Below are 22962 nucleotides of genomic sequence, written 5' to 3'. Positions count from 1 at the left end.
GTACCGCCGCGCGGGCCCATGCCCGGTACGCTGGTGGTGTTGTATCGACTATTGGTTCGGCCAATCTAATTTACGGAGTTTCGCCCCCATGGCCCTTAACGCCACCACCGACCTGACACACGCCCCCGACGCCGTCATCGCGACGCTTGCCGACCGCGACTTCGCCGAGCACCTGACCGGCTTGGTCGGCGGGGAGCTGAAGAGCTTCGAGGTTTCCGGCGACACCGCCGCGGCCTTCACCCTGACCACCGTCCGCTCACTGCCCACCGACCGCGCCCCGGAAATCGCCCGCAAGTTCGTGGGCCAGTCCGTGGAGGTCACCCAGGTCGAGTCCTGGTCCGCCCCGGCCGCCGACGGCTCGCGCGAGGCCACCTTGAAGGTCACCGTCGGTTCGCTTCCGGTTTCGGTCGCCGGCACCGAGTCGTTGAAGGCCACCGACGCGGGCTCCGCACTGGGCGTGGAGGCCACGGTTTCCTCGTCCATCCCGTTCGTGGGCGGAAAGATCGCCTCGGCCGCCGAGCCGTTCATCTCCAAGGCGCTCTCGCTGCAGGGCGCCAAGGTGTCCTCCTGGATCGAACGCGGCTAAATACCGATGCTTGGCCCGCCGTGGTTGCGGCGGGCACCCGGCCTCGTGAAAGGACCGGCACGTGCATGCCCGCAACGGCGTGCCACGTGCCGGTCCTTGGTCTTTTGGGCGGGGCGGCCGAACGGTTGCCGACTGCGTCACATGCCCGCGGGATGTGCATCGGGACACGTTGAGGCGTTAGGGTTGTCTCTGGTGTGCCGGGAAGTCTGGTCGGCGATAACTTCAGCGTCCCCGAAAAGAATTGAAGATGACCATGAGCCAAGCCCCCACACCCACGCCGAAACCCAAGACGGTGTTCGGCCCCGGTAGCTACACCGAGTACCTGCGCATCGGGGAGATCCTGCGCAAGGAGACCGTTGGCGGACTCGTCCTGATCGTTGGCGCCGTCATCGCGCTGATCTGGGCCAACTCCCCTGCCGCCGACAGCTACTTCGCCCTTCGCGACTTTCACCTCGGTTTCGCGGTCTTCGGCATCGACCTGAACCTGTCCCTGGGCCACTGGGCCGCCGACGGGCTGCTGGCGGTGTTCTTCTTCCTGGTCGGCCTGGAGCTGAAGAAGGAATTCGTGGCCGGGGACCTGCGCGACATGAAACGCGCCATCGTCCCGGTGACCGCGGCCTTTGGCGGCGTGGTGGTCCCGGCGCTGATCTTCGTCGCCCTAAACGCCTCCACCGGCGGGGAGACCCTGCGCGGCTGGGCCATCCCCACGGCCACCGACATCGCCTTTGCCGTTGCTGTGCTGGCCGTCATCGGCTCGAACCTGCCCTCCCCGCTGCGTATTTTCCTGCTGACCCTTGCGGTGGTCGATGACCTGATTGCCATCGTGATCATTGCCTTCGTCTTCACCGAAGACCTGAACCCGCCCTACCTGCTGATGGCGCTGGCCCCCATCGGCCTCTACGCGTACGTGACCCACAAGTGGCCGAAGTTCTTTGCCGCGAACCTTTGGGCCCCCTGGGTCATCCTGCTGCCGTTGGGCATCGCCGCCTGGGCGCTGGTCTTCGGCTCGGGCATCCACTCGACCATCGCCGGCGTGGTGCTGGGCTTCTGCGTCCCGGTGCTGCGCAAGAACAAGGACGAAATCGACAGGCCCGGCCTGGCCGAGCAGCTCGAGCACCGTTTCCGCCCGCTTTCCAGCGGCTTCTGCGTTCCGGTCTTCGCGTTCTTCTCCGCCGGCGTGGCCGTCGGCGGCGCCGAGGGCTTCGCCTCGGCCCTGGGCGACCCGGTGCTCTGGGGCATCGTCTTCGGCCTGGTCTTCGGCAAGCCCATCGGCATCATGGGAGCCACCTGGCTGGTCACCCGCACCTCGAAGGCGAACCTTGATCCGGACACCAAGTGGGGCGACCTGCTGGGCGTGACGTTGCTGGGCGGCATCGGGTTCACCGTGTCCCTGCTGGTCTCCGAGCTCTCCTTCGGGCTGGCCTCGCCGCACTACGACCATGCGAAGGTCGCGATCCTGACCGGTTCCCTGCTCGCCGCGGTCCTCGGCACGATCTGGCTGCGTCCGCGCGACCGCCGCTACCGCCTGGTCAACGAACGCGCCGCCCTGGACGAGAACAAGGACGGGATCCCGGACATCTTCCAGAAGCCGGAAAACAACGGCTAGCGGGTTCACCGCATACAAGAAAAGCCGGTTTGGCTTGCCCCCGGGATTCCCGGCGCAAGCCAAACCGGCTCTTTCTGCCTAAGGGTGTGCGACCTAGGCGTTGGCGGCCAGCAGGGCGGCCTCGGCGGCCACCCAGGAGAGCATGGCGCACTTGACCCGGGCGGGGAACTTGGAGACGCCGGCAAAGGCCGCCCCGTCGCCCAGGATCTCTTCGTCGCCGGCGCGGGCGCCGCGCGAGCGCATCAGCTCGCGGAATTCGTCCAGGATTGCCATGAATTCCTCGCGTTCGATCCCGGTGGCCAGTTCGCTGAGCACCGAGGCGGAGGCCATGGAGATCGAGCAGCCGTCGCCCTCCCAGGAAACGTTCTTCACGATGCTTCCCTCAAGCTGGACGCGCAGCTGGATGTGGTCCCCGCACACCGGGTTGTGTTGCATCGATTCGCCGTGCACCACGCCTTCCGGCGCCTCCAGCAGCCCGGCGCCGTGCCGGGCCTTGGCGTGGTCCAGGATGATTTGTTGGTACAGCTGGTCCAGATCGTTCACTTGCCGACTCCGAAGTATCCGCGCACGTCCGACACCGCATTGAGCAGGTTGTCGACGTCGCTGGTGGTGTTGTACAGGTAGGTGCTTGCCCGGGTGCTGGAGACAACGCCCAGTGCCCGGTGCAGCGGTTGGGCGCAATGGTGGCCCACGCGCACCGCAATGCCGCGCGAGTCCAGGAACTGGCCCACGTCGTGCGGGTGCACGCCCTCGACCACAAAGGGTGCGGTGCCGATGCGCGCGGCACCCTGGGCCGGGCCCAGCACGCGCACTCCGGGCATCCCCGCCAGCCCGGTGAGCATGCGCTCCCCCAGGTGTTCTTCCCAGGCCGCGATGCGGTCCATGCCCACTTCGCGCAGGTAGGAGACGGCGGTGGCCAGGGCGTGGGCCTGCGAGATCCGTTGGGTGCCGGCCTCGAAGCGCATCGGGGCGGGCAGGTATTCGGCCTTCTCCATGGTCACGGAGGTGATCATGGATCCGCCCGTCAGGAAGGGCGGCATGGCGTCGAGCAGCTCGGCGCGGCCGTAAAGTCCGCCGATGCCGGTGGGGCCGAGCATCTTGTGCCCGGAGAACGCCATGAAGTCGACGTCGAGCGCCTTGACGTCCACGGGCAGGTGCGGGACCGACTGGCAGCCGTCAAGGACCGTCAGCGCGCCGACGTTGCGGGCCAGTGCCACCAGCGCTGCCACGTCCGTGACCGTGCCGAGCACGTTGGACACGTGCGTGAAGGCCACGATCCTGGTGGCCGGGGTGATGGTCGAGCTGGCGATGTCCATGCGCAGGGCGCCGGATTCGTCGACGGGAATGTACTTGAGGGTCGCTCCGGTGCGCAGCGCCAATTCCTGCCAGGGAATCAGGTTGGCGTGGTGCTCGAGTTCGGTGACGACGATTTCGTCCCCCGCCCCGAGCGCGAAACGTCGTGCCGCCTCTCCCCCGAGGCCGACGCTGGCATTGCCGAAGGAGTACGCGATGAGGTTCAGCGCCTCGGTGGCGTTCGAGGTCCACACAACCTCGTTGTCCTTGGCGCCGATGAACGCGGCGACGTCGGTACGGGCCTGTTCGAAGATGTCGGTGGCCTCGACGGCCAGGGAGTGCGCGCCGCGGTGGACGGCCGAATTGAAGTTCTCGTAGAAGTGCTGCTCGGCCTCGTAGACGCAGCTGGGCTTTTGCGATGTGGCCCCGGAATCCAAATAGGTCAGCGGCGCTCCGTTGACGTTGCGACCCAAGATGGGGAAGTCTGCCCGCAACAGTGCGACCTCGACGTCATCCAGGCGCTTGGGAAGGGTATCTTGCGTCGTGGGCAATGCACTGGACACTTTGTGAACCTCCGAAGTTCGTTTCATGCCATCCACGCCGCAAAGGGCCTGAGCCGCAGAGCATGCGGCATATCCCTTTGGACGAATCGTGATTACGGCATCATTTACTTCGCTAATTCTCCCACGTTCCGGCCGCCGCGGCACATAAGTCGACCCTTACCAATGTGGATTCGGCCCGTAAATTGGCACAAAAAAGGGGCCGGTAGCGGAATGGGGGTGGCCAGGTCTCGGCAGCCGCCCGCTACCGGCCCCTGGCTTTGGGGCCAAACTGGCACTTGACCATTCTACGAGGCGCACGATTGTTGAACAAATCACGCAACCCGTGCGGAACCACCCGCCGACGCAACGCATCGGCGGCCAGTTTCGGCGGGAAACCTCAAGCGCCCCTACGCGAGATGGAACTTGCGCTGCGCCGTCTCCAGCCCGTGATGCACCAGTGCCTCCACGGCGTCGGCCGCCGCGTCGGTCAGGAAGGGCAACGACTTCTTTTCGTCCTTCGAGAAGTCCTTCAGCACGTAATCCGCGGTTTCCATGCGGCCGGGGGGCCGTCCGACGCCCACCCGCACGCGCAGGTAGTCCTTGGTGCCCAGGGCCTTGGAAATGTCGCGCAGCCCGTTGTGGCCGCCTTCGCCGCCGCCGAGCTTGAGCTTGACGGTGTCGAAGGGGATGTCGATTTCGTCGTGCACGGCAATGACGTGCAGGGGATCGATGCCAAAGAACTTTGCCAGATTGGCGACGGGACCGCCCGATAGATTCATGTAGGTCATCGGCTTTGCCAGAACGAGTCTGGGCCCCCCGATGCCCATGCGTCCCTCGAGGATCTGCGCCCGGGAGGCGTGGGTCTTGAACTTTCCCCCGATGCGGGAAGCAAGTTCGTCCACGACCATCTGGCCAACATTGTGCCTGTTATGCGCGTAGCCGGGCCCGGGGTTTCCGAGCCCGGCTACGAGCCAGGTTTCGCTAGTCATGCGACAACCAAATTCAAGAAATTACTCGGCGGAAGCTGCCGATTCCTCTTCGGTCTCCGAAACAGCGGCATCGATCGTTGCAACGACGACGCTGCCGTCGATGGCAAGTGCGGTGCCCTCCGGGAGAACCAGGTCCGAGGCCAGGATCTGGGTACCTGCGGCCAGGCCGGAGACGTTGGCGACAACGTGCTCAGGAAGGGCAACTGCCTCGGCCTCAACGGCGATGACGGCGTGGTCCAGGGAAAGGGTGGAGCCGGCGGTGAGTTCGCCCTGAACCTGGACGGAAACCTCAACGATGACCTTTTCGCCCTTCTTGACGATCAGGAGGTCAAGGTGGTCGACGGTCTGGCGCAGTGCGTGGCGCTGGATGTCCTTCACCAGGGTGATGGTGTCGTCGCCGTCAACCGAGATGTTCAGCAGGGCGTTGGAGCCACGGACTGCAAGGGTGGTGGCGGCGGCCGGCAGCAGGACGCGGACCGGGTCGGTGCCGTGGCCGTAGATCACTGCAGGGATCTTGCCGGCGCGGCGGGCCTGGCGTGCGGCGCCCTTGCCGAAGTCGGTGCGCAGTTCGCCGTCAAGCGTGATGATGTTGCTCATGGTGTTCTCCTTGAGGAAGATGATTAATTGGTTCCTGCCCCGCTCGGGCCTAGAAGCATCATCATCCGATTCCTACTAAGGAGAAGGACGCGTAGTGCGTTTCTAGCCTCGTCGATAACGGACCCCCATTTTCATGGAGTTCCCTCGCCTGGGCACAAGTAGATATTTTAGCAGGGCCCGGCATCAGGCTGGTGTCCCGGGGAACGGGTTCCTACGCGTCGCCGTCGAAGAGGCTGGTGACCGAGCCGTCCTCGAATACTTCCTTGATGGCACGGGCCAGCAGCGGGGCAATCGAAAGCACGGTCAAGGTGTCGAAGCGCTTGGACTCCGGAATCGGGAGGGTGTTGGTCACCACGACCTCGCGGGCGCCGGACTCGGAAAGGCGCTGCGCTGCGGGGTCGGAGAACACCGCGTGCGTGGCGGCGATGATGACGTCCTTGGCACCGGCGTCCTTGAGCACCTTCACGGCGCCGGCGATGGTTCCGCCGGTGTCGATCATGTCGTCGATCAAGACGCAGGTGCGTCCCTCTACCTGGCCGACAACGGTCTTGGATACGGCCTGGTTCGGGACGGTCAGGTCGCGGGACTTGTGCACGAAGGCCAGCGGCGCGCCGCCGAGGCGTTCTGCCCACTGCTCGGCCACGCGGACGCGGCCGGTGTCGGGGGAAACCACGGTGACCGGATCGTCGCCGACGACCTTGCGGATGTAGTCGGCCAGCAACGGGATGGCGAAGAGGTGGTCGACCGGGCCGTCGAAGAAGCCCTGGATCTGCGCGGTGTGCAGGTCAACGCTCATGATGCGGTCGGCGCCTGCGACCTTGAACATGTCGGCAACCAGTCGGGCCGAGATCGGCTCGCGGCCCCGTCCCTTCTTGTCTTGGCGCGCGTACGGGTAGAACGGGGCCACCACGGTGACGCGCCTGGACGAGGCACGCTTCATGGAATCAACCATGATCAGCTGCTCCATGAGCCAGTTGTTCAGCGGTGCCGGGTGCGCCTGGATGACAAAGACATCCTTGCCTCGCACGGACTCGCCCGAGCGGACGTAGATCTCGCCGTTGGCGAAGTCGTAGGCGCTCATCGGAAGCAGCTCGGTCCCAAGGGCCGCTGCCACCTCTTCGGCCAGCTCGGGGTGGGCACGCCCGGAAGCCAGCACCAGCTTCTTATCGACGTTATGGCTCAGTTCGCTCATGGGATCGCTTTCTCGCTCAGACGGGGATCGGGAATGATGTGGAGGGTTACTTGACCTGGTCCGCGGATTCCGCGGTCACGCCGGAATCCAGTGCGGACTTGAATGCGGCCTCCGCAGCCGGGGAACCGGGACGCTTGGAAATCGTCCAGCCCTCGGTATTTTTTTGCGGAGCCACGGAAAGAGCAAGGGCCCCCGCCGGAACGTTTTTGCGCACGATGGCACCGGCACCCGTGTAGGCGCCGTCCCCGATGCTCACGGGGGCGACGAACACGGTGTTCGAGGCGGTGCGAACGTGCGACCCAATGACGGTGCGGTGCTTGTTGACGCCGTCGTAGTTGGCGGTGATGTTGCCACAGCCAATGTTGGTGTATTCGCCGATTTCGGCATCCCCGGCGTAGCCCAGGTGCGAGAGCTTGGAGCCGCGGCCAACCACGATGTTCTTGGTTTCGTAGAAGGCGCCGATCTTGGCGTCGGGGCCAAGGTTGGTCTTCGGGCGCAGGTAGGCGAAGGGGCCGACCGACGAGCCCTCGGCGATGATCGAATCGGTGACGTCCGAGCGGACGATCTTGGCACCGCGTCCGACCTGGGTGTTGGTCAGGGTGGTGTCCGGGCCGACGACCGCATCGGTGCCGATGGCGGTGCTGCCATGCAGCTGGGTTCCCGGCTTGATGGTCACGTCGTTGGAGAGTGCTACTTCCACGTCGATCCAGGTCGTGTCCGGATCGATGATGCTGACCCCGGCGCGCATCCACTTTTCCAGGGTGCGGCGGTTCATTTCCTTGCCGAGCGCGGCAAGTTGGACGCGGTCGTTGGCGCCCTCGACCTGCCAGGCGTCCTCGGTGACGACGGCCGCGACGCGGCCACCGTTGGACCGGGCAATGCCCAGCACATCGGTGAGGTACATCTCGCCCTGCGCGTTCTCGGTGGTGACCTCGGCCAGTGCCGAACGCAGGACCTCTGCATCAAATGCGTAGATGCCGGAGTTCACTTCGCGGATTGCGCGTTCTTCGTCGCTGGCATCCTTGTGCTCGCGGATGCCGGTGACCGTGCCGTCCTCGGCGCGCAGGATGCGGCCGTATCCGGTGGCGTCCTCAAGCAGGGCTGTCAGCACGGTGACGGCGTTGCCTTCGGAATCGTGCGTTGCAACGAGTTCGGACAACAGCTCGGTGGTCAGCAGCGGAACATCGCCGTAGGTGACCACAACGGTGCCTTCAAGTGCAGGATCCAGCTTTTCGAGACCAAGCTGCACTGCCCGTCCGGTACCGGGGATTTCATCTTGGTCGGCGATGACGACGTTCGGCTTGATCTGCAGGAGGTGCTCGACGACGCGTTCGCGTTCGAAGCGGACCACGGCCACGAGCGTTTCGGGTTCGAGTCCCTCCGCTGCGGCAAGAGCGTGCCCCACCATGGAGCGGCCGCCGATTTCATGCAGGATCTTGGGTTTCGCCGATTTCATTCGGGTTCCTGCGCCTGCGGCGAGAACGATGACAGCGGCTGGTGCGTTGGCGTGAACGCTCAAGATTGGTACTCCCCTGTACTTTGGCTAGCCGGACCGGCCGGGCCAGGCCTCATCATTCTATCCCGGGAGAACACCGGGATTTTCAATGAGTGGTGCGTTCCGCCCATAGGATTCGAACCTATACTCCACAGCTCCAAAGGCTGGGGTGCTGCCATTACACCAGGGCGGAATGTGCGTTGAGCTTGCCTCACCGGCACAGTGAACTATTCTGCCACGACTGGTGGCATCGATGCGACTTGAGGGACAGCGGCGCGTTGATCCGCCGTTCACACCACGGTGACTTGGCATGGTTTATGCCACCCCTGTGCTTACCATGTTGATTATGAGCCCCACCGCACGCCCTCGCACGCGAATGACCGGAGTCCAACGACGACTCCAACTGATCGATATCTCACGTCAGCTGTTCTCCTTGCGGGGCGTTGACGGCACCACGATCGAGGAAATTGCCCGTGCGGCAGGTGTGTCCAAGCCCATCGTCTACGAGCACTTCGGTTCCAAGGAAGCGCTCTACATGGAAGTGGTCACCAACGAATACCGGGAATTGCTGGCCCGGATCACGGAGTCGCTTTCCGGCGACGATTCTTCTCGCGTGTTGCTGGAAAAAGCCGCGCTCGCGATCCTGACCTATATAGAGGACAGCACCGAGGGTTTCCGCATCCTGGTGCGCGACGCCCCGCCGTCCCAGCCCGAGGGCACGTATTCCACGCTGCTGACCAAGGTGACCGAGCAGGTCGAGCACATCCTGGCCGACGAGTTCTCCCGCCGCGGGTTCAGCGCCGAGGACGGATCGATTTACGCACAGATGCTTGTGGGCATGGTCGCCATGACCGCGCAGTGGTGGCTCGATGCCAGGCACCCCGACAAACGAACGGTCGCCGCCCATGTGGTGAACCTGGCCTGGTATGGGCTGACCGGGCTGCGCAAGGAGCCGGGGCTGCGCGAGGGGCAAGCCGAACCGACGTCCGAGTAACGGGCACGATCTTCCTGCGACGATTTTCCGCTTGTTCCGGATACGCCGCGGCTATTTGTAGGTCGCCACGAAAGATCCGCTTGCTGCATCGAAAACTGCGTATTCGACGCCCTTCACCGTCTCGACCACGAAGTCGATATCCGCTCCCTTTGTCTGGATCCGGGCCAGTGTACCGTCCATCGAATCGGTCGGAAGCATAGTCCTGAGCATCCCGTGCGTTCCGGGATCGATGTCGAGCTCGAACGAAAGCTCGCCGTGGTTCCAATCCGTTTTGGTGAAGCTCGATCCATTGCGGGCGTCCGTCCACTCCAAGAGTTGCTTGGCCGAAACCATGGGAATGGAATGGCGGATGGCAATATCCATCAGTTCAACAGCGAAATCATTGCTGAAGTCGTAATGGGTTCCAAACGCCCCATAGAACCCCTCCGGACCAGTTGCCCGGGCCAGCAGCCGCTCCACCGCCCGGGGATTGGAGGCGAAGACTTCGTCGACCAGGTGCGTTTCCTGTTGGTAGACATTGATCAGCCTCCCCGTTGTATTGCTGAAGCGCATGGGCAACCCGGAACCTGTCATAAAGCCGGCGCGTTCCCGAACCCAGTCACCGGGCCAATAGTAGTAGTTCATGTCCATTCGCATGCCCCAGCTTCTCTCGGCCGTTGCCTGCGATGACCACTCGCTCCATGCGATGCAGTGCATCCTGTTTCCGGTTTGAGGCGGAAGGTCCCGATATTTTGCCCTGAACTCGCCCAAGGATTGCGAAAAGGCCAGGACCAACGATTTCGCGTCCCAGTCCTTGCAGCCCGTGGTGACGTGGGCGCCGACATCGAATCCACGATCAGAGTAGTCCTTGGCTGCGGCCGGGCTGAGGCCGGAGTTCGGGTACAGCCAGGATGTTGCCCGAAAACACTCCCAATGCACAACGGAACAGCCGTCGGGGCTGAGCTCATCCAGCTTCGCGAACGCCGTCGCGGTCCCGTTGGGCGTGCCATGGTCATCCGAAGCCATGACCAGGATTGCCTTGGAGAATTTCGGGAAATACCAGAACTTTGGCATCGGCCCGTTGCCTTGATTCATGTAGCCGATCAAGTTGGAGAACAACCGCATTTGCTCGTCGGCCTGAGGAATGTGCGCCTTGGACAGGTCCAGGTAGTCGTTGCCATCGGAATCGAAAAACAAGTCGTTGGGCCGAATCGGTGCGATTCCGTCTCGTTCCTGACCCGCCCAGTCGGGATTTCCCTGCCTCGTCAGCGCCGTGGACTTGGCAAGGCTGAAGGCATATGCGGCAACGGAACCGTGCACATCGTTTCCCGGCTTCAAGGTTATGGCCGGAGGTCCACCCGGATCATTTGCCGTTTCCTGGAGCGAGCCGATGGCACGGGTGCCGCTGTCCATTCCCAGCGTCACCGATTCCCCGTGGAATTGAATGGGTTCGGCGACAATGCCCTTTCCGGGTGCTTGGGCCGTGTCGATATGAACATATCCATCGCTCACGCCTGGACCGAGGTTCGTCACGCCGGCAAGTTCGGCAATTCTCCCCTTGGGGTTAATGGCGACGAGATTCCCGTGTTCGTTCTCGACCCAGTGGGCGATCATTTCCTCTTTGTCGGCTTCCACGGACCCCGCACTCAGAATTGCAAGTTCGTGGGATTTCAGGATCGTTGGCGTCACTTCCCCAAGTGAAATTGTTTCAAACGTGCTTAGCCCCTCAACACGGAGGATCTCCGAATAGTTCGCGGAGAATTCGTGAGTTTCATTGAGGATCAGCAGGATCGAGCCGCCAGGGCCCTCGGCAATCGGGGCATTGTCGGGCACGATGAACGACCAGGTCGTAAGATCGGTTGATTCGCTCGTGGTTGGGTCTTTGTCCCGGACCGAAGCCACATATTTTCCCGGCTCCAAGGCACTGGACGGGTTAAAAATGATGGACCTACGGTCAGCGCCCAATTCGAGCTCGCCATCGACCGAGAGTCCCCGCTGGTCGGATAGCAGCAGGTCCAGCTCACTGTGCTGGTTGGTTATCGGCCGATCCAGCCATGCGACCACTGCCGCGGCGCGCGAAACGGATTCTGCTCCGTCCCGCGGAAAATGTGAAACGATTTCCGCCCCTCGCGTCGCCTGGGCGTAGACAAGAGACCCAGCGGTCAGCAGCGCCAAACTTAGGATCGAGACACCGGCCACGAATTTTCGTTTTGCGCTGCGACGTAAGAACTTCATGACGTAATTTCCCCAAATTCACGGCAAGTCCCGGTCCCCCACGGCCCGAGTGAGATAGAGACTATCCACCCCTTAGAGGTTATTCAACCCTTCGGACAATGCCGGGCTCACTGCATCGAATCGAAGCCCAAGGACCAACAACCCCGAGATGGCATGCGTGCAACTGATGACACACTCGTAAATTACGCGTTCTTCAATAACATGCCACCCAATTAGCACTCACTTTGGGTAAATCATATTGAAAGCACTCCTAACCGCCCCTAACGTCACTATTAGAAGTGTCAATGAGCTATTGGGGGGATACTTCGTGAGCCTGATCCCAGGCCCATGCATTTGGGGGAAAAGTAAATGACTCGCATCGAAAGCAGCGCCGATGTATCGCCGGAAGCGATCATCGGCGCTGGTACGAATATTTGGCATCTGGCTCAGGTGCGCGAAGGCGCAATCCTGGGGACTGGCTGCAACATCGGTCGCGGTGCGTACATCGGGCCCGAGGTCGAGCTGGGGAAAAACTGTAAGGTGCAGAACTACGCGCTGGTATACGAACCGGCCCGGTTGGCCGACGGAGTTTTCATTGGTCCGGCCGCGGTGCTTACCAATGACTTGTTTCCACGAGCCATCAATCCGGACGGATCGCTGAAGGGTCACGACGATTGGGAATCCGTCGGCGTGACCATTGGCCAAGGCGCTTCGATCGGCGCCCGGGCTGTGTGCATCGCTCCGGTGACTATCGGGCCGTGGGCCACTGTCGCCGCCGGCGCTGTAGTGAATCGGAATGTCCCTGCCCACGCGATCGTCGCCGGCGTCCCTGCACGCCAGATCGGTTGGGTCGGCGAGTTCGGGCATCCGCTGCGCCAAGAAGGTGACAGCTGGGTATGCCCGGTCAATGGCAGCCGCTACCGACTGGCCGCCGATGGTCTGGAACGGATCCCCGGCGAGCTCCTACCGGAAACCAATCGATAGCCCATCATCAGGGCGCACCCTGGATTAATCGCCGCCCCGGGCCCAAAGGCAGAACGACCGGACATCGAAAAGGAAGACCATGTCATCTGAACAGCAACGCGTCGATCTGGCCGGCATTGTCATCGACCTGCTCCAACAGCAGGACGCGGTGGCCCGAATCATCGACCATTCAGCAACTGGCGGATCGTCTGGACAGGACCGACTGCGGCCCTTGTCCGTTGTATCTGCGAATCTCGACCACATCGTTCAGTTCGGCGACGGCGGACGCTGGCACGGTGTGCTCGGTGACTCCCTGCGCCCCACGCTGCCGTTGCGGTCTATGCACGCAGACGCATCCGTGGAGGCACGATCGGACACCATGGAGTGGCTGACGTTGTTGGACGGGGCGCCGCTGGTTGCTCAATCCAACCGGCTTACGGGCGGCAGCTGGCCGAGATTGGCCGGAAGCGACCTGATCGGGCCAATATTGGACGGGGCCGAACGGGCCGGGCTGTCGGTGGGTTTTCTGGGCGGGTCCGTCGCGATCCAGGATGAACTGTCACGTACGTTGGCCGAGCACCGTCCACAGCTAAACGTTAGCGGTTTCTGGTCACCGGCGCGCTCCGAATTGGAAGACCACGAGGCCTCCGTCGCGCTGGCCGATGCGATTCACCGGACCGACACCGACATCTTGGTCGTGGGTTTGGGGAAGCCCCGCCAAGAACTGTGGATGGCCTCCTATGGGACGCTTACCGGGGCACGGACCCTGCTCGCTTTCGGTGCGGTGGTGGATTTTTTGGCCGGTGCCGTCAAGCGTGCACCTACCTGGATCAGCGACAAGGGGCTGGAGTGGGCCTGGAGGCTCGGGGCGGAACCACGGAGGATGGCACGCCGCTATCTGGTCAATGACCCACCCGGTTTGTTGAAGATTCGTCGGAACAGCAGCGTGTTGGAGGACGACGAACCTGTCAGCGCCAAGTTCCCCGCTGAACATGAGCATTTACAGGCTCAATTGGATCAAGTCCGTTTTGTCGGACGGGACGAAAGTGCCGATGTGGGCATCCTGGTGGTGACCTACAACAACGAACACACCATTGACCAGTTGATAGACAGCCTTCGCCACGAGGCTGGCGCATTGTCCCTGCGTGTTGTGGTGGCGGACAACGGGTCCGCAGACGGGACGATGCAACGTCTGGCCGCGCACCCGGATGTCATTGCCGTTGCCACGGAATCGAACCTCGGCTATGCCGGGGGGATCAATGCCATCCGACATCTTTCCGGGGACTGTGCGGCCGTGTTGATCCTGAATCCCGACTTGGCCGTTGGGCCCGGCGCCATCGGGACGATGTTGGACCGGCTCGGCTCCTCAGGTGCCGGCATCGTTGTTCCGCGGCTGCTACAGGGTGACGGCACGATCTATCCTTCCCTGAGACGCGAACCCGCTCTGAGCCGGGCTTTGGGAGATGCACTATTGGGCGAGAAGTTTCCACAACGTCCTGCCTGGGCCTCGGAAATTGATTTCGACCCGGAGTGCTACGCGCACCCGCACCAGGTCGACTGGGCCACCGGCGCGGCACTATTGATCGACGCCGATTTGGAGTCTCGTCTTGGAGCCTGGGACGAGCAGTTCTTCCTGTATTCGGAGGAAACAGACTATTTCCGGCGTGCCAGGGAGCTTGGTGCAACCATTTGGTACGAGCCCGAGGCCGTCATGACGCACCATAGGGGAGGATCCGGTTCCTCGGTCGCGCTGAACGCGCTGATGGCCGTGAACCGCGTCCGCTACATCCGCAAGCACCGATCTGCCCGCTACGCCTCAGCCTTCCAGACGGTGGTTGCCCTGCACGAGGCGCTGCGCGCCGCGAAACCCGGCCATCGGGGAATCCTCGGCGTGATTTCCAACGAACAACGCTGGAACGAGCTCCCCCACGGAACACAGAATCCCGGATCCGAATCCGATTTTCCTCCGGGAGCCGTCATCATTCCGGCCCACAACGAGTCCGCGGTGATCGCCCGGACCCTAGAACCACTGGCCGAGTTGGCAGCCAGTGGTTCCATCGAGGTGATTGTCGCCTGCAACGGCTGCACCGACGACACGGCAAACATCGCCAGGGCCTTTGCGGGAGTCAAAGTAATTGAGTCTGAAATACCGTCGAAGGTTGCCGCCCTGAACCTGGCTGACAGTGAAACGACCGTTTTCCCTCGCCTGTACCTAGACGCCGATATCTCCATCACCACGTCCGCACTACGCATGACCTTCGACTTCTTATTGCGGCCCGAAGCATTGTCCGCACGGCCGGCCTTCGAATACGACACCAGTGGTGCTTCGTGGCCGGTCCGCGCGTTTTACCGCGCCCGCCGTCGGCTACCGTCTACCAAGCAGGCCCTCTGGGGTGCTGGGGCATATGCATTGAGCGAAACGGGACGCGCACGGTTTGTGGACTTTCCGGCGCTTACTGCGGACGACCTCTTTATCGATGTGCAGTTCACCGCGAAAGAAAAGAAGATCCTTCCCACTGTCCCCGTCCAAGTATTCACTCCCCGGACTCCTGCTTCGTTGCTTGTCATATTGAAGCGTAATTACCGCGGTCAATCCGAACTGCGCTCGACCGCGGAAGGTTCGTCCAAACATACTTCGTCGATGAGTACTGTCCGCACCGTTCGGCAGTTGCTGGCTTCGATCTCCGGGCCGTTCACTGCCTTTGACGCCGGCGTCTATGCCTCACTTGTTGTTGCAGGACGTCTGTGGGCCCGGAAAACGCGTAAGCGCCCTGTCCAGCATTGGGAACGAGATGATTCGAGCCGCTGATGGGAAGTGTCGCTCGTTTTCGCTCGTTCAATAGGCCAAGATTGCCGGACGAGCGACCCGCGTCAAACCGACGTCGAGTATTGTGCCGCGCATAACAGGGCCACCACGTGCAACCCAGTTTCCTAGACACTGCCAGGCTCTGCCCGGACGCAAACTCGTCCACCTAAGGGTCCAGAAGCTGTCTCGATCAACCTCGACGGCTCCTGCTATCCCCCTGCTCGGTCTGCTCGTCAGGGGCGCGATTAAGATCGGGCCCAGTTCCGCCATTCTTGCCGCAGAATTCAAATCTGACATCTAGAAAGCTGGACCACACAAGATCGGCCGCTGTTTGTTGGCCCGCAGCCCCGGTCGGTGCTCGGAAAACTCCGGATCACTATAGCTCGATGAATTCCAGGAAGGATTGCCCCTATCGGGTCCCCGTCTTGCCAATTGTCGTTTCCCGGCTGATTTCGCGGGGCTCCAACAGTGTTGAAGAAGATGGTTTGCGGCCAAGTCGCCGTCGCCGCACAGAATTCATCAGGCGATCTCCGATATGTGGGGCGGCTACGGCCAAACCCAACGTCAATAGCACCAAGGCGATTTCCGCTCGGCTATTGCGGATGCCTATGTGGGCGATGCTGGGCTTCTCAGGAGACAGCTCAGTGGAAATAAAGGATTCGGGCCTGACACCCATTTTCCGTTGCGGCTCGACGGCCAGAGTCTGAATCTCGAGCACGATTCTGTTCAGCTGTTCCTGTACTTCTGCGCTGTTCTCTCCGACAATTTCTACTGTTATTGCTGGCTTGTTGAAATTGGACTGCCATTGTCCACCCGCATTCGGGAGAAAAACCGCATAGCCGTTACGAATGCCTGTCCCGTACAGCGGCGCTCCGGTGCCTCGCGGCACTTCCATACCGTCTCTCCCATTGAACTGGCGTTCCACCACAGCAGCATAAAAAACGGTACGTCCTGGATCGGCACGCAAGCTGTTGCCACCGACAGCCGCTGGTGGAGGCAGGAACAAGATATCTGCGGTGACGTAAAAGATGCCCGTTGCAACATGGGCGGCATAGATCAGCGGGACCATGCAAAGAACTGCGAATAGCATCAGATACCATCGTCTGGCCATGATGCTTCCGTGCGTTCGAATACGGCTGCTTAACCTCTGGAAAGTACTCACTATGCAGCCACTGGCTTAATTGCCGATCGCAAGTGATGCGGGACATCTCTGATATTCATGTATGCTCCGCACAATCCGGCCATAAAGAAGATCAAGTTGCAGGCTTGCGGGAAAGCAAAGCAATCGTAAAAAGCCGATAACAATCCACCTGCAACCATCGAGGCAACGAGGGCCATTCCCATCCCCTTCATTACATCGTCGCGGTAGTGTCTGCGCGCCCTGAACGCGGTCGTTAGGCTGGTCGCAAAAACGGCCAGTATCGCCACCAGGCCCACGAAACCTATTTCAATTAATGACACCAGGTATTGATTGTCCAGAATTCGGTATGACGGCAGAAATGTCCCAAAACCCCTGCCAAAGAAGGGGCTGACGGCCACGAATTCCAGTACGGCATCGTAGCTACTGGTTCGAGAGCTGACGCTGGTATCGTCGCCGGCAAACATCCCGATTATCGTCCCGGCCATGCCAGGTACGGCGAAATAGACGATCACGCCGCCAATTCCCATCATGATGGCAACGCCTTTGCGGATTCCTCCCGGCCAAGACGGGAAAAGGACCACGAAAACGGCAGCCACACCGATCAACGCTGATCGAGTAACTGAGAGTACCGATGAGAAGGTGATAACTGCCACGGGATACCACCGAATCAGCACTGAACGTTTTCGGTCATAGATAGCCAAGGCGAGGCAGAACGGCAATGTCATCGCCAAGACGGTGGCGTACTCAAGTGGATGCATCGCGGTGGCTTCCGACCTCACGAAGCCCGCACGTGCATCAACCCCTGCTACACCCGTCGAAGACAACCCGGGAACTTGAAAAGAGTCGACAAAACTCGTTCCGGTGAAAAATTGAAGTAGGCCAAGTGTCGCGTATAGACCTGCTATCAAACACAACCGACGTATCAACGTCATAAAGCGACCCTGATCGGGAATCCCATCGTTGACCACCAGCAGAATTCCCAACAAAGCAGCAGTTCTTAGAACCCCCATGTCCGCAACACTGGCATCGGTTTGCGGCAATGAGGTCAATGCCGATTTTGCGTAACTAGCCAGTACCGCACCGGTAAAGCCAAATGCGGCAATTCGGACCAATTGAATTCCACGCCTAGACATCGCGTCACCGTGTCGAATCCGATGCCAACACCACCACAGCAATCCACCCAAGCCAAATAATGTGGCAAGTGAACCAGCTCCTCCGAGCGACCCAATCCTCCGATCGGAAGGTATGACAAATAGGACAACAAAAAAGATTGTAAGCACTGTTACAGCATCTGTCGGAGGAACAAACCTGCGCAGCAAATGTGATTGATTATGCCGACCTTTTTCCATAGCGCGCCCCACTATTTACGGCTTGTTAGAAGAAGACATAAGATCGTCTTTCTTTGAATCAATTTCATTCGATTTCGAACTCTCCATGCCGTGGTTCGGCGGGAGCGTTGCCGTACCAGCAGAAACTTTCTGATGATCGGAATCCGTCGCCACCTCACCGAACGTCTTCTTCACGGATCCCGGATCTGGTTTGTCGAGCCTCATCACGTCCTGCTTGCGCCCCTTGGTACCTCTACTTGTTCTTTTGTCCCGGCTGTCGCCCTTTTTGGCTGTGCGACGCATAATCAACCGGTCCAGCAGCCCTGTACCCAAGACAGTGACCGCAGTACCAGCTGCGGCGACTGCCAAGATCGCACGCAGCTGTTTCTTATTGGATTCCTTGGCGATTTCGTCGGTGACGATTGTCATTGCCGTAATGCGGGCATCACCTGGAATATTTAGTTGATCCTGCAGCAGTTTCAAGTTCTTCGGTATGACCTTGACAACTTCGTCCAGAATCTTGAGGGTCCCAGCTTCCGTACCTGCTTCAGTGGTCACCAGCATGATCGGACCCGTGGTGCTGACGTCTTTTCCGATCGTATAAGTGAGATCCGTTCGCTTGTGCAAGATCGGATCGGCGACCGTAGGTGAACTCATCCGTACCGTCAACACGCTCAGCGCCTGATCAAGCCCACCCATATAGAGGTATGGATTTTCGCCCTCAATCACGGCGGTCGCTGGTGGAACCAAGACCACACTTGACGCTGCTTCATATGTCACGGGAACAATTTGAAACACATAGTAGCTTCCTACCCCTGTCACCAATAGGCCAAAGATCACTAGGTACCAGCGGCGCAGCAAACCGGCTCCTAAATCATGCAAAAACATGACCTGACCCCGCTTCCGGTCGTTGTGAGTTGTACCTGGCACCTGCTCCGCATTGCTGATCTTTCACTTCCATGTCCTGACTCCCCAGTTCAGTCATTTTTCTAACGTTCATCAGTGAACTTTCTGAAGGTGATTCTTGATTCTGTCGACGCCGTCCTTTCCCACGACTTGCATCGCCATGTTCTTCACTGTGGAACGTCCGACTTCTCGAATGGTCCGTTTCGGCAGATACCATAGATTCTCGGCCACCATCTCGATGACGCTTGGCTTACTCACGTCATCAAGCATCCTGCCGAACGATCGAGCGATCCGCTCTGGAGCTATCCTTCGTCCGCGTACCCTGTTGCTGACATTGAGATCGTGAATCACCTGCAGCCAAGCGGCGTCGCCGCCAATTTCAAGTACTGGCATCTGATGGCTGAGTAGGTTGTGCCAGTCCGCCCAGCAGGTAACCACTGATCCCCAGTCCTCGCGCACCGAACAGAATGCATTGTTTCGGTCCGTTCGGCTGTATAGCCGCCCGCCCTTCTTAATCAAGCCACGGGTGAGATATATGGCAGACCTCGTGTCCGCTGGATGCACTTGTTGCAGGCGCTCTACAAAGTCAACTGACAAGCCGTCATCGTTGTCGAGATTGGTACTAAGAAGTTGCCGATGACGAGCGCCCGTTACTGCACGAATGTCACTGATTAGCTCCGCATGCGGTACTTCTTCCCGGAAAATCGCCGTAATCGTCCCTTCCGAGGACCACAGGAGGATCCGGTCCCTCAGCCACTGCGGAGACTCAGGGTCAAAGTAGACGATCCAGTGAAAGTTGCTGCTGGTCTGCGCCTCGACTGACGGCAGACAGTAGCGTTCAAACAATGCCACGCGCTCGGATAGCCACCCATCGCGAGCCCGTATATAGCTTTCAGGCCCTTTGGACGGCAAATTGAATCTCGTCAGCAAAACGTGATCAACATTGGTATTCATAACTCGACCTTGTAAACGTGGTAGGAATATTCGGCTTCGAAATTGTCCTTGAATCTGCCCGATGAATCTTGAGAGATGGAGCGGTTCTCGAACAGCACCTCAATAGGGCGTCCGATCAACTGTTGTGGCATCTCAAACGTTCTCGTTCCTGCCTCAGGGTTGTCATCGATCATTGCAAAGACGTAGGCAAAGCCGTCTTTGACCTTCAGCATGGTGTCCAATCCCGGACCGAAATCATGGATGTGGGTCTGTGTATTGATTACCGGTGCGAGCTCGTGGATCCGGTTATTTATTTGTCCGGCTGCAGCGACTTGATCCTTGGCACAGAAGTTGGGATCCACCATGGTTTGACGTACGAGGGATCCCCCAGTGCAATCACCGTTCAGGCTCTGATTGAAGTAAACCAACCCGCGGGCCTCGTGGATTATTGAATTCATTACGGCACCCTGCAATTCACCTGGCGTGATGTTTGCAACGAAAGCTTGGTCTTGACCTGGTCCGCCGTTGAGTATCTCCACGAATTGCCACATTCGCTGCAACGCTCCGTCTTCGAGATCACGCGCACGTAAGGAATCCATGGTCTTTCCATAGCTCGATGAGGTCCGGCAGTTTGTAGAATCGACCGGTGTCACATACTCGACGGGTGATGGCTGCCAATCACAGAATGGCACGGTGTACCAGTACATGTCGATGGAAGCCACGTTGGTATAGGCGTTCACGTATTTTTCCGAGTCCTCCACCTTCATGTCCTTGCCCATCACAATCTGGGTGAAGTTGGCGTAATCGAACCGGCCGCTTCCCAAAAGGCCTTTCTTGGCCTTCCTGAGTTCCTCGTGCCCTTCCAACGGGTTGAAACGGCCATCGACTTCATCGCCAAGAAAGTTCCCGACCCAATTTTTACTATCTTTGGAGAATGTTTCATTCAGCGGAGGGCCAATCCAATAAACGTCGTTATCCTCAAATAATTTGTATGGAGTTGTATCGGACATGCCAATATATGAATTGAAACCCAAAGATTTGTCATAAATGGCCTCTTCATCCGTACTCAGGCCGTTGTACCAGAGTGTTATCGGGAAGAATCCCGGGTTGTCCCATCCGGCCTCATCAGTTTTTGGGAATTGAGCCCAGTATTCGGCACCGCCCTCCCAGGGCATCAGAGGCAGTTTAAGCGAACTCCCGATTTCAAGCTTTTGGGCAGGTTCCGTTGGTCCGGATCGCGTCGATGGCGCGATCTTCTCCGCCGTACACGAAACGGTGAAGAATGCGATTGCGACGGCCGTGAGCAGCGTGGTCCCCCATCGGCGGCGCATCACAGTAACCGTCCAAAGAATCGTTCAAGGTCGTCACGCAGTCCTTCATGTGAGTACTGTCCGCGGATCCTGGCGGAAGCCTTGGCACCATATTCCTCTCGTTGCTGATCACTTAGGAGCATGGCCGCTATCATCTCCCTGACCATTCCCGTCGAGTCCACGACTTGTCTCGAATAGGACGCATCGAAAAACTCGTTACCTCCACCGCCGGCGTATCCCACCACATAGCATCCGGTCGCCATCGCTTCAGCTGGCGGAAGCCCGAATCCATCGCGATCGCTCAAACTCATGAAGATGGAACTCTGGCGCAGAATGTTGCCCGTCTCCGATTCGGAACGACCGCTGATCGGCTCAACCTGCCAACCTCCCTCGGCCATGACCCCGTTTGAACGAAGGACGTGAAGAACTTGTTCTAGTTCAGCTTGCCGTCTCGAGGGCACGTAGCTAATGCGACGAGGCGCAGTTGTTTCTCGCATCCTAAAATTGATGGGACTAATGACATTACGGGCCACTGCGACATCAATCCATGGAAACGCGTAGCGAAGAAGCTGTGCACCATCCTCGGATACCGTCAGGATTCCTTCCAAGTTTGCGACATTTCGATATGGTGCGCCTGACTCAGTTTCATTGAAATTGATCTGGTCGAAAGTATGATGTGGTCCTTGGTTGAAAACGACTTTGCGGATCTGTTCCGGTATCGCGGCAAAGCCAAATCCATAGCACTCCGGAACCACAAGAATGTCGTTTGCATGGAATCGAAGGCTCTTGGCTGAAACCACCGGCGCACGATGATCAAACCAGTCGCAAACGAACCCGTCCTCCTGGTGGAAGACCGCGGCGGCGATACCCATGTCGTTAAGGATCTCAACGTGGCGGTAGATTACTTTGACTCCCCCGCTGGGGGTGTTTTCAGCGGGCGAAAGGTAGTAGATCGTAGTCCTATCTGTTGCCGGCAGAACAGTGATTCTGGGTGGAATGCGCCATCGCCGATCAGCGGCATTTTGATAGCCAAGGATCGCTCGGTTAGCCAAGTGAATGAGTTTCATCGCGGCATCCTCGCTGTCCCTGACCAGGGTGCAAGAGGCGGTTGCTTGAAACTGGTCCCGTCTGCGGTTCGATCCAATAATGGCGTGGTGACCCGGATTCCCAACTCGGCAATGATTCTGCTCGCCACGTCTGTCCACCTCGACGTTGCGGCAGCCTGTTTCGCCCGCTCTCCCAGACGCATGGCTTCTTCCGGTCGGCAGAGTCGAATCATTGCGTCAAGGATCTCCTCTGGTTCCATCGGGTCCACTGTGATCGAGCCTTCTCCCAGAAGCTCACCAGCACCACCCACCGCGGTAGCGATGACGGGTAGTCCTGCCGATGCAGCTTCAAGATATGAGATAGGCGAGGGATCGAACCGGCTCGGTAGCACAAATGCGGTGGCCGTGGCGTAAAGCCGGTCAAGCCGTCGTTGTCCCTGCAAGTCGCTGCGTGGTATCTGGCCATGTCCGATCACGCCTGGACCCTGTATCCGTGGGTGTTTTCCTACCAGATGCAAGGTCGCATCCGGGAAAAGCCGATGCACCCGCTCAAACGCCTCCAGGACAGCTGCGCCATTCTTCCGTTGCCAATCAAGGCCAACGAAGAGAAACCGGGGTTTGGACCAGTCGCGGCTAGCCGTGCTGGAATTGCGGGGCCGGTGTCCCATGCCCACCACGGCAATTCGGTCCCTTGAAACTCGATAGTCGGATTCAATGGATGCGGCCGCCCATTGGGTACTAGTGCAGCAAAGACTCGCAACGGTACAGGCGTCCGCCTGCCGGCGAATCCATCTATCCACATGATCCCGAGGGAAGCCGGCCTGACTAATATCCGATTCTGGGTGGTCGATCATTTGCTGGAAGGTGCCGTCATCATAGGTAGCGCACGGAAACCTACCCCGCAATACTTCCGCGAGGTCATACATTTCTGTTCCCATGGCCAGGACTGCATCGAGCTCACCGGCTAGGTCCAAGCTCTTCGACAACGCCCGGGTGCGGGCCCACTGGCGTATGTACATCCGATCCGCAACCGCACCACGTT

Annotated in this window: 19 protein-coding genes and 1 tRNA gene; 5 read left to right on the top strand and 15 right to left on the bottom strand. The window is 59.9% G+C overall.

The window, feature by feature from the left end; translation table 11 throughout:
• Positions 1-88: 88 nt before the first annotated feature.
• Positions 89-586 (top strand): DUF2505 domain-containing protein, encoded by a 498-nt coding sequence (locus tag ACIPVK_RS05730; protein WP_407611000.1) that lies wholly within the window; start codon positions 89-91, stop codon positions 584-586.
• Positions 587-839: 253 nt separating this feature from the next.
• Positions 840-2192 carry a Na+/H+ antiporter NhaA gene (gene nhaA, locus ACIPVK_RS05725; protein ID WP_407610999.1) on the top strand — a complete coding sequence of 451 codons (1353 nt, stop codon included), beginning with the start codon at positions 840-842 and terminating at the stop codon, positions 2190-2192.
• 93 nt (positions 2193-2285) lie between these two features.
• Here the strand turns inward: nhaA and sufU are convergent, their stop codons facing one another.
• From sufU to ACIPVK_RS05690, 7 genes are all read right to left on the bottom strand, one after another.
• Positions 2286-2735: a Fe-S cluster assembly sulfur transfer protein SufU gene (gene sufU / locus ACIPVK_RS05720; protein ID WP_407610998.1), complete on the bottom strand. Its 450-nt coding sequence runs from the start codon at positions 2733-2735 to the stop codon at positions 2286-2288.
• Positions 2732-4075: an aminotransferase class V-fold PLP-dependent enzyme gene (locus ACIPVK_RS05715; protein WP_407610997.1), complete on the bottom strand. Its 1344-nt coding sequence runs from the start codon at positions 4073-4075 to the stop codon at positions 2732-2734. The genes sufU and ACIPVK_RS05715 overlap by 4 nt, the downstream gene beginning before the upstream one ends.
• 359 nt (positions 4076-4434) lie before the next feature.
• Positions 4435-5016: an aminoacyl-tRNA hydrolase gene (pth, locus tag ACIPVK_RS05710; RefSeq protein WP_407610996.1), complete on the bottom strand. Its 582-nt coding sequence runs from the start codon at positions 5014-5016 to the stop codon at positions 4435-4437.
• Between the two features lie 21 nt (positions 5017-5037).
• On the bottom strand, positions 5038-5613 hold the full coding sequence (locus ACIPVK_RS05705) for a 50S ribosomal protein L25/general stress protein Ctc (protein ID WP_407610995.1): 576 nt from the start codon (positions 5611-5613) through the stop codon (positions 5038-5040).
• 211 nt (positions 5614-5824) lie between these two features.
• Entirely contained in the window at positions 5825-6805 is a 981-nt protein-coding gene (locus ACIPVK_RS05700; protein ID WP_407610994.1) for a ribose-phosphate diphosphokinase, read from the bottom strand.
• A gap of 46 nt (positions 6806-6851) precedes the next feature.
• Positions 6852-8324 (bottom strand): bifunctional UDP-N-acetylglucosamine diphosphorylase/glucosamine-1-phosphate N-acetyltransferase GlmU, encoded by a 1473-nt coding sequence (gene glmU, locus ACIPVK_RS05695; RefSeq protein ID WP_407610993.1) that lies wholly within the window; start codon positions 8322-8324, stop codon positions 6852-6854.
• Positions 8325-8421: 97 nt separating this feature from the next.
• Positions 8422-8493, bottom strand: a tRNA-Gln gene (locus ACIPVK_RS05690).
• A 153-nt stretch (positions 8494-8646) separates the two neighbouring features.
• Between ACIPVK_RS05690 and ACIPVK_RS05685 the strand changes: the two genes are divergently transcribed.
• Complete coding sequence (locus ACIPVK_RS05685; protein ID WP_407610992.1) at positions 8647-9294, top strand: TetR/AcrR family transcriptional regulator; 648 nt, start codon at positions 8647-8649, stop codon at positions 9292-9294.
• A 51-nt stretch (positions 9295-9345) separates the two neighbouring features.
• Here the strand turns inward: ACIPVK_RS05685 and ACIPVK_RS05680 are convergent, their stop codons facing one another.
• The gene (locus ACIPVK_RS05680) at positions 9346-11508 is read right to left on the bottom strand and encodes an Ig-like domain-containing protein (RefSeq protein ID WP_407610991.1); all 2163 of its coding nucleotides are present in this window, start codon (positions 11506-11508) and stop codon (positions 9346-9348) included.
• A 348-nt stretch (positions 11509-11856) separates the two neighbouring features.
• On the opposite strand from ACIPVK_RS05680, the gene ACIPVK_RS05675 reads away from it, so the two are divergent.
• Complete coding sequence (locus tag ACIPVK_RS05675; protein WP_407610990.1) at positions 11857-12471, top strand: acyltransferase; 615 nt, start codon at positions 11857-11859, stop codon at positions 12469-12471.
• Positions 12472-12550: 79 nt separating this feature from the next.
• Positions 12551-15259, top strand: a complete 2709-nt coding sequence (locus ACIPVK_RS05670) for a WecB/TagA/CpsF family glycosyltransferase (RefSeq protein ID WP_407610989.1) — start codon at positions 12551-12553, stop codon at positions 15257-15259.
• A 406-nt stretch (positions 15260-15665) separates the two neighbouring features.
• Here the strand turns inward: ACIPVK_RS05670 and ACIPVK_RS05665 are convergent, their stop codons facing one another.
• The 7 genes from ACIPVK_RS05665 to ACIPVK_RS05635 form a co-directional block, all read right to left on the bottom strand.
• Positions 15666-16367: a hypothetical protein gene (locus ACIPVK_RS05665; RefSeq protein ID WP_407610988.1), complete on the bottom strand. Its 702-nt coding sequence runs from the start codon at positions 16365-16367 to the stop codon at positions 15666-15668.
• Positions 16368-16417: 50 nt separating this feature from the next.
• Positions 16418-17509, bottom strand: coding sequence for an O-antigen ligase family protein (locus tag ACIPVK_RS05660; RefSeq protein WP_407610987.1), 1092 nt, complete (start codon positions 17507-17509; stop codon positions 16418-16420).
• 252 nt (positions 17510-17761) lie between these two features.
• Positions 17762-18613, bottom strand: coding sequence for a hypothetical protein (locus tag ACIPVK_RS05655; RefSeq protein WP_407610986.1), 852 nt, complete (start codon positions 18611-18613; stop codon positions 17762-17764).
• Between the two features lie 111 nt (positions 18614-18724).
• Positions 18725-19585: a glycosyltransferase gene (locus ACIPVK_RS05650; protein WP_407610985.1), complete on the bottom strand. Its 861-nt coding sequence runs from the start codon at positions 19583-19585 to the stop codon at positions 18725-18727.
• Positions 19582-20898 carry a hypothetical protein gene (locus ACIPVK_RS05645; protein WP_407610984.1) on the bottom strand — a complete coding sequence of 439 codons (1317 nt, stop codon included), beginning with the start codon at positions 20896-20898 and terminating at the stop codon, positions 19582-19584. The genes ACIPVK_RS05650 and ACIPVK_RS05645 overlap by 4 nt, the downstream gene beginning before the upstream one ends.
• On the bottom strand, positions 20895-21941 hold the full coding sequence (locus ACIPVK_RS05640; RefSeq protein WP_407610983.1) for a glycosyltransferase: 1047 nt from the start codon (positions 21939-21941) through the stop codon (positions 20895-20897). The genes ACIPVK_RS05645 and ACIPVK_RS05640 overlap by 4 nt, the downstream gene beginning before the upstream one ends.
• Positions 21938-22588 carry a glycosyltransferase family 4 protein gene (locus ACIPVK_RS05635; protein WP_407611042.1) on the bottom strand — a complete coding sequence of 217 codons (651 nt, stop codon included), beginning with the start codon at positions 22586-22588 and terminating at the stop codon, positions 21938-21940. The genes ACIPVK_RS05640 and ACIPVK_RS05635 overlap by 4 nt, the downstream gene beginning before the upstream one ends.
• Positions 22589-22962: the final 374 nt, after the last annotated feature.

It is taken from the genome of Paeniglutamicibacter sp. MACA_103 (assembly GCF_045798555.1).
In the GTDB taxonomy this organism is placed as follows: domain Bacteria; phylum Actinomycetota; class Actinomycetes; order Actinomycetales; family Micrococcaceae; genus Paeniglutamicibacter.
The sequence above is the reverse complement of the archived record's forward strand: the minus strand, read 5'-3'. Positions and strand labels throughout refer to the sequence as shown.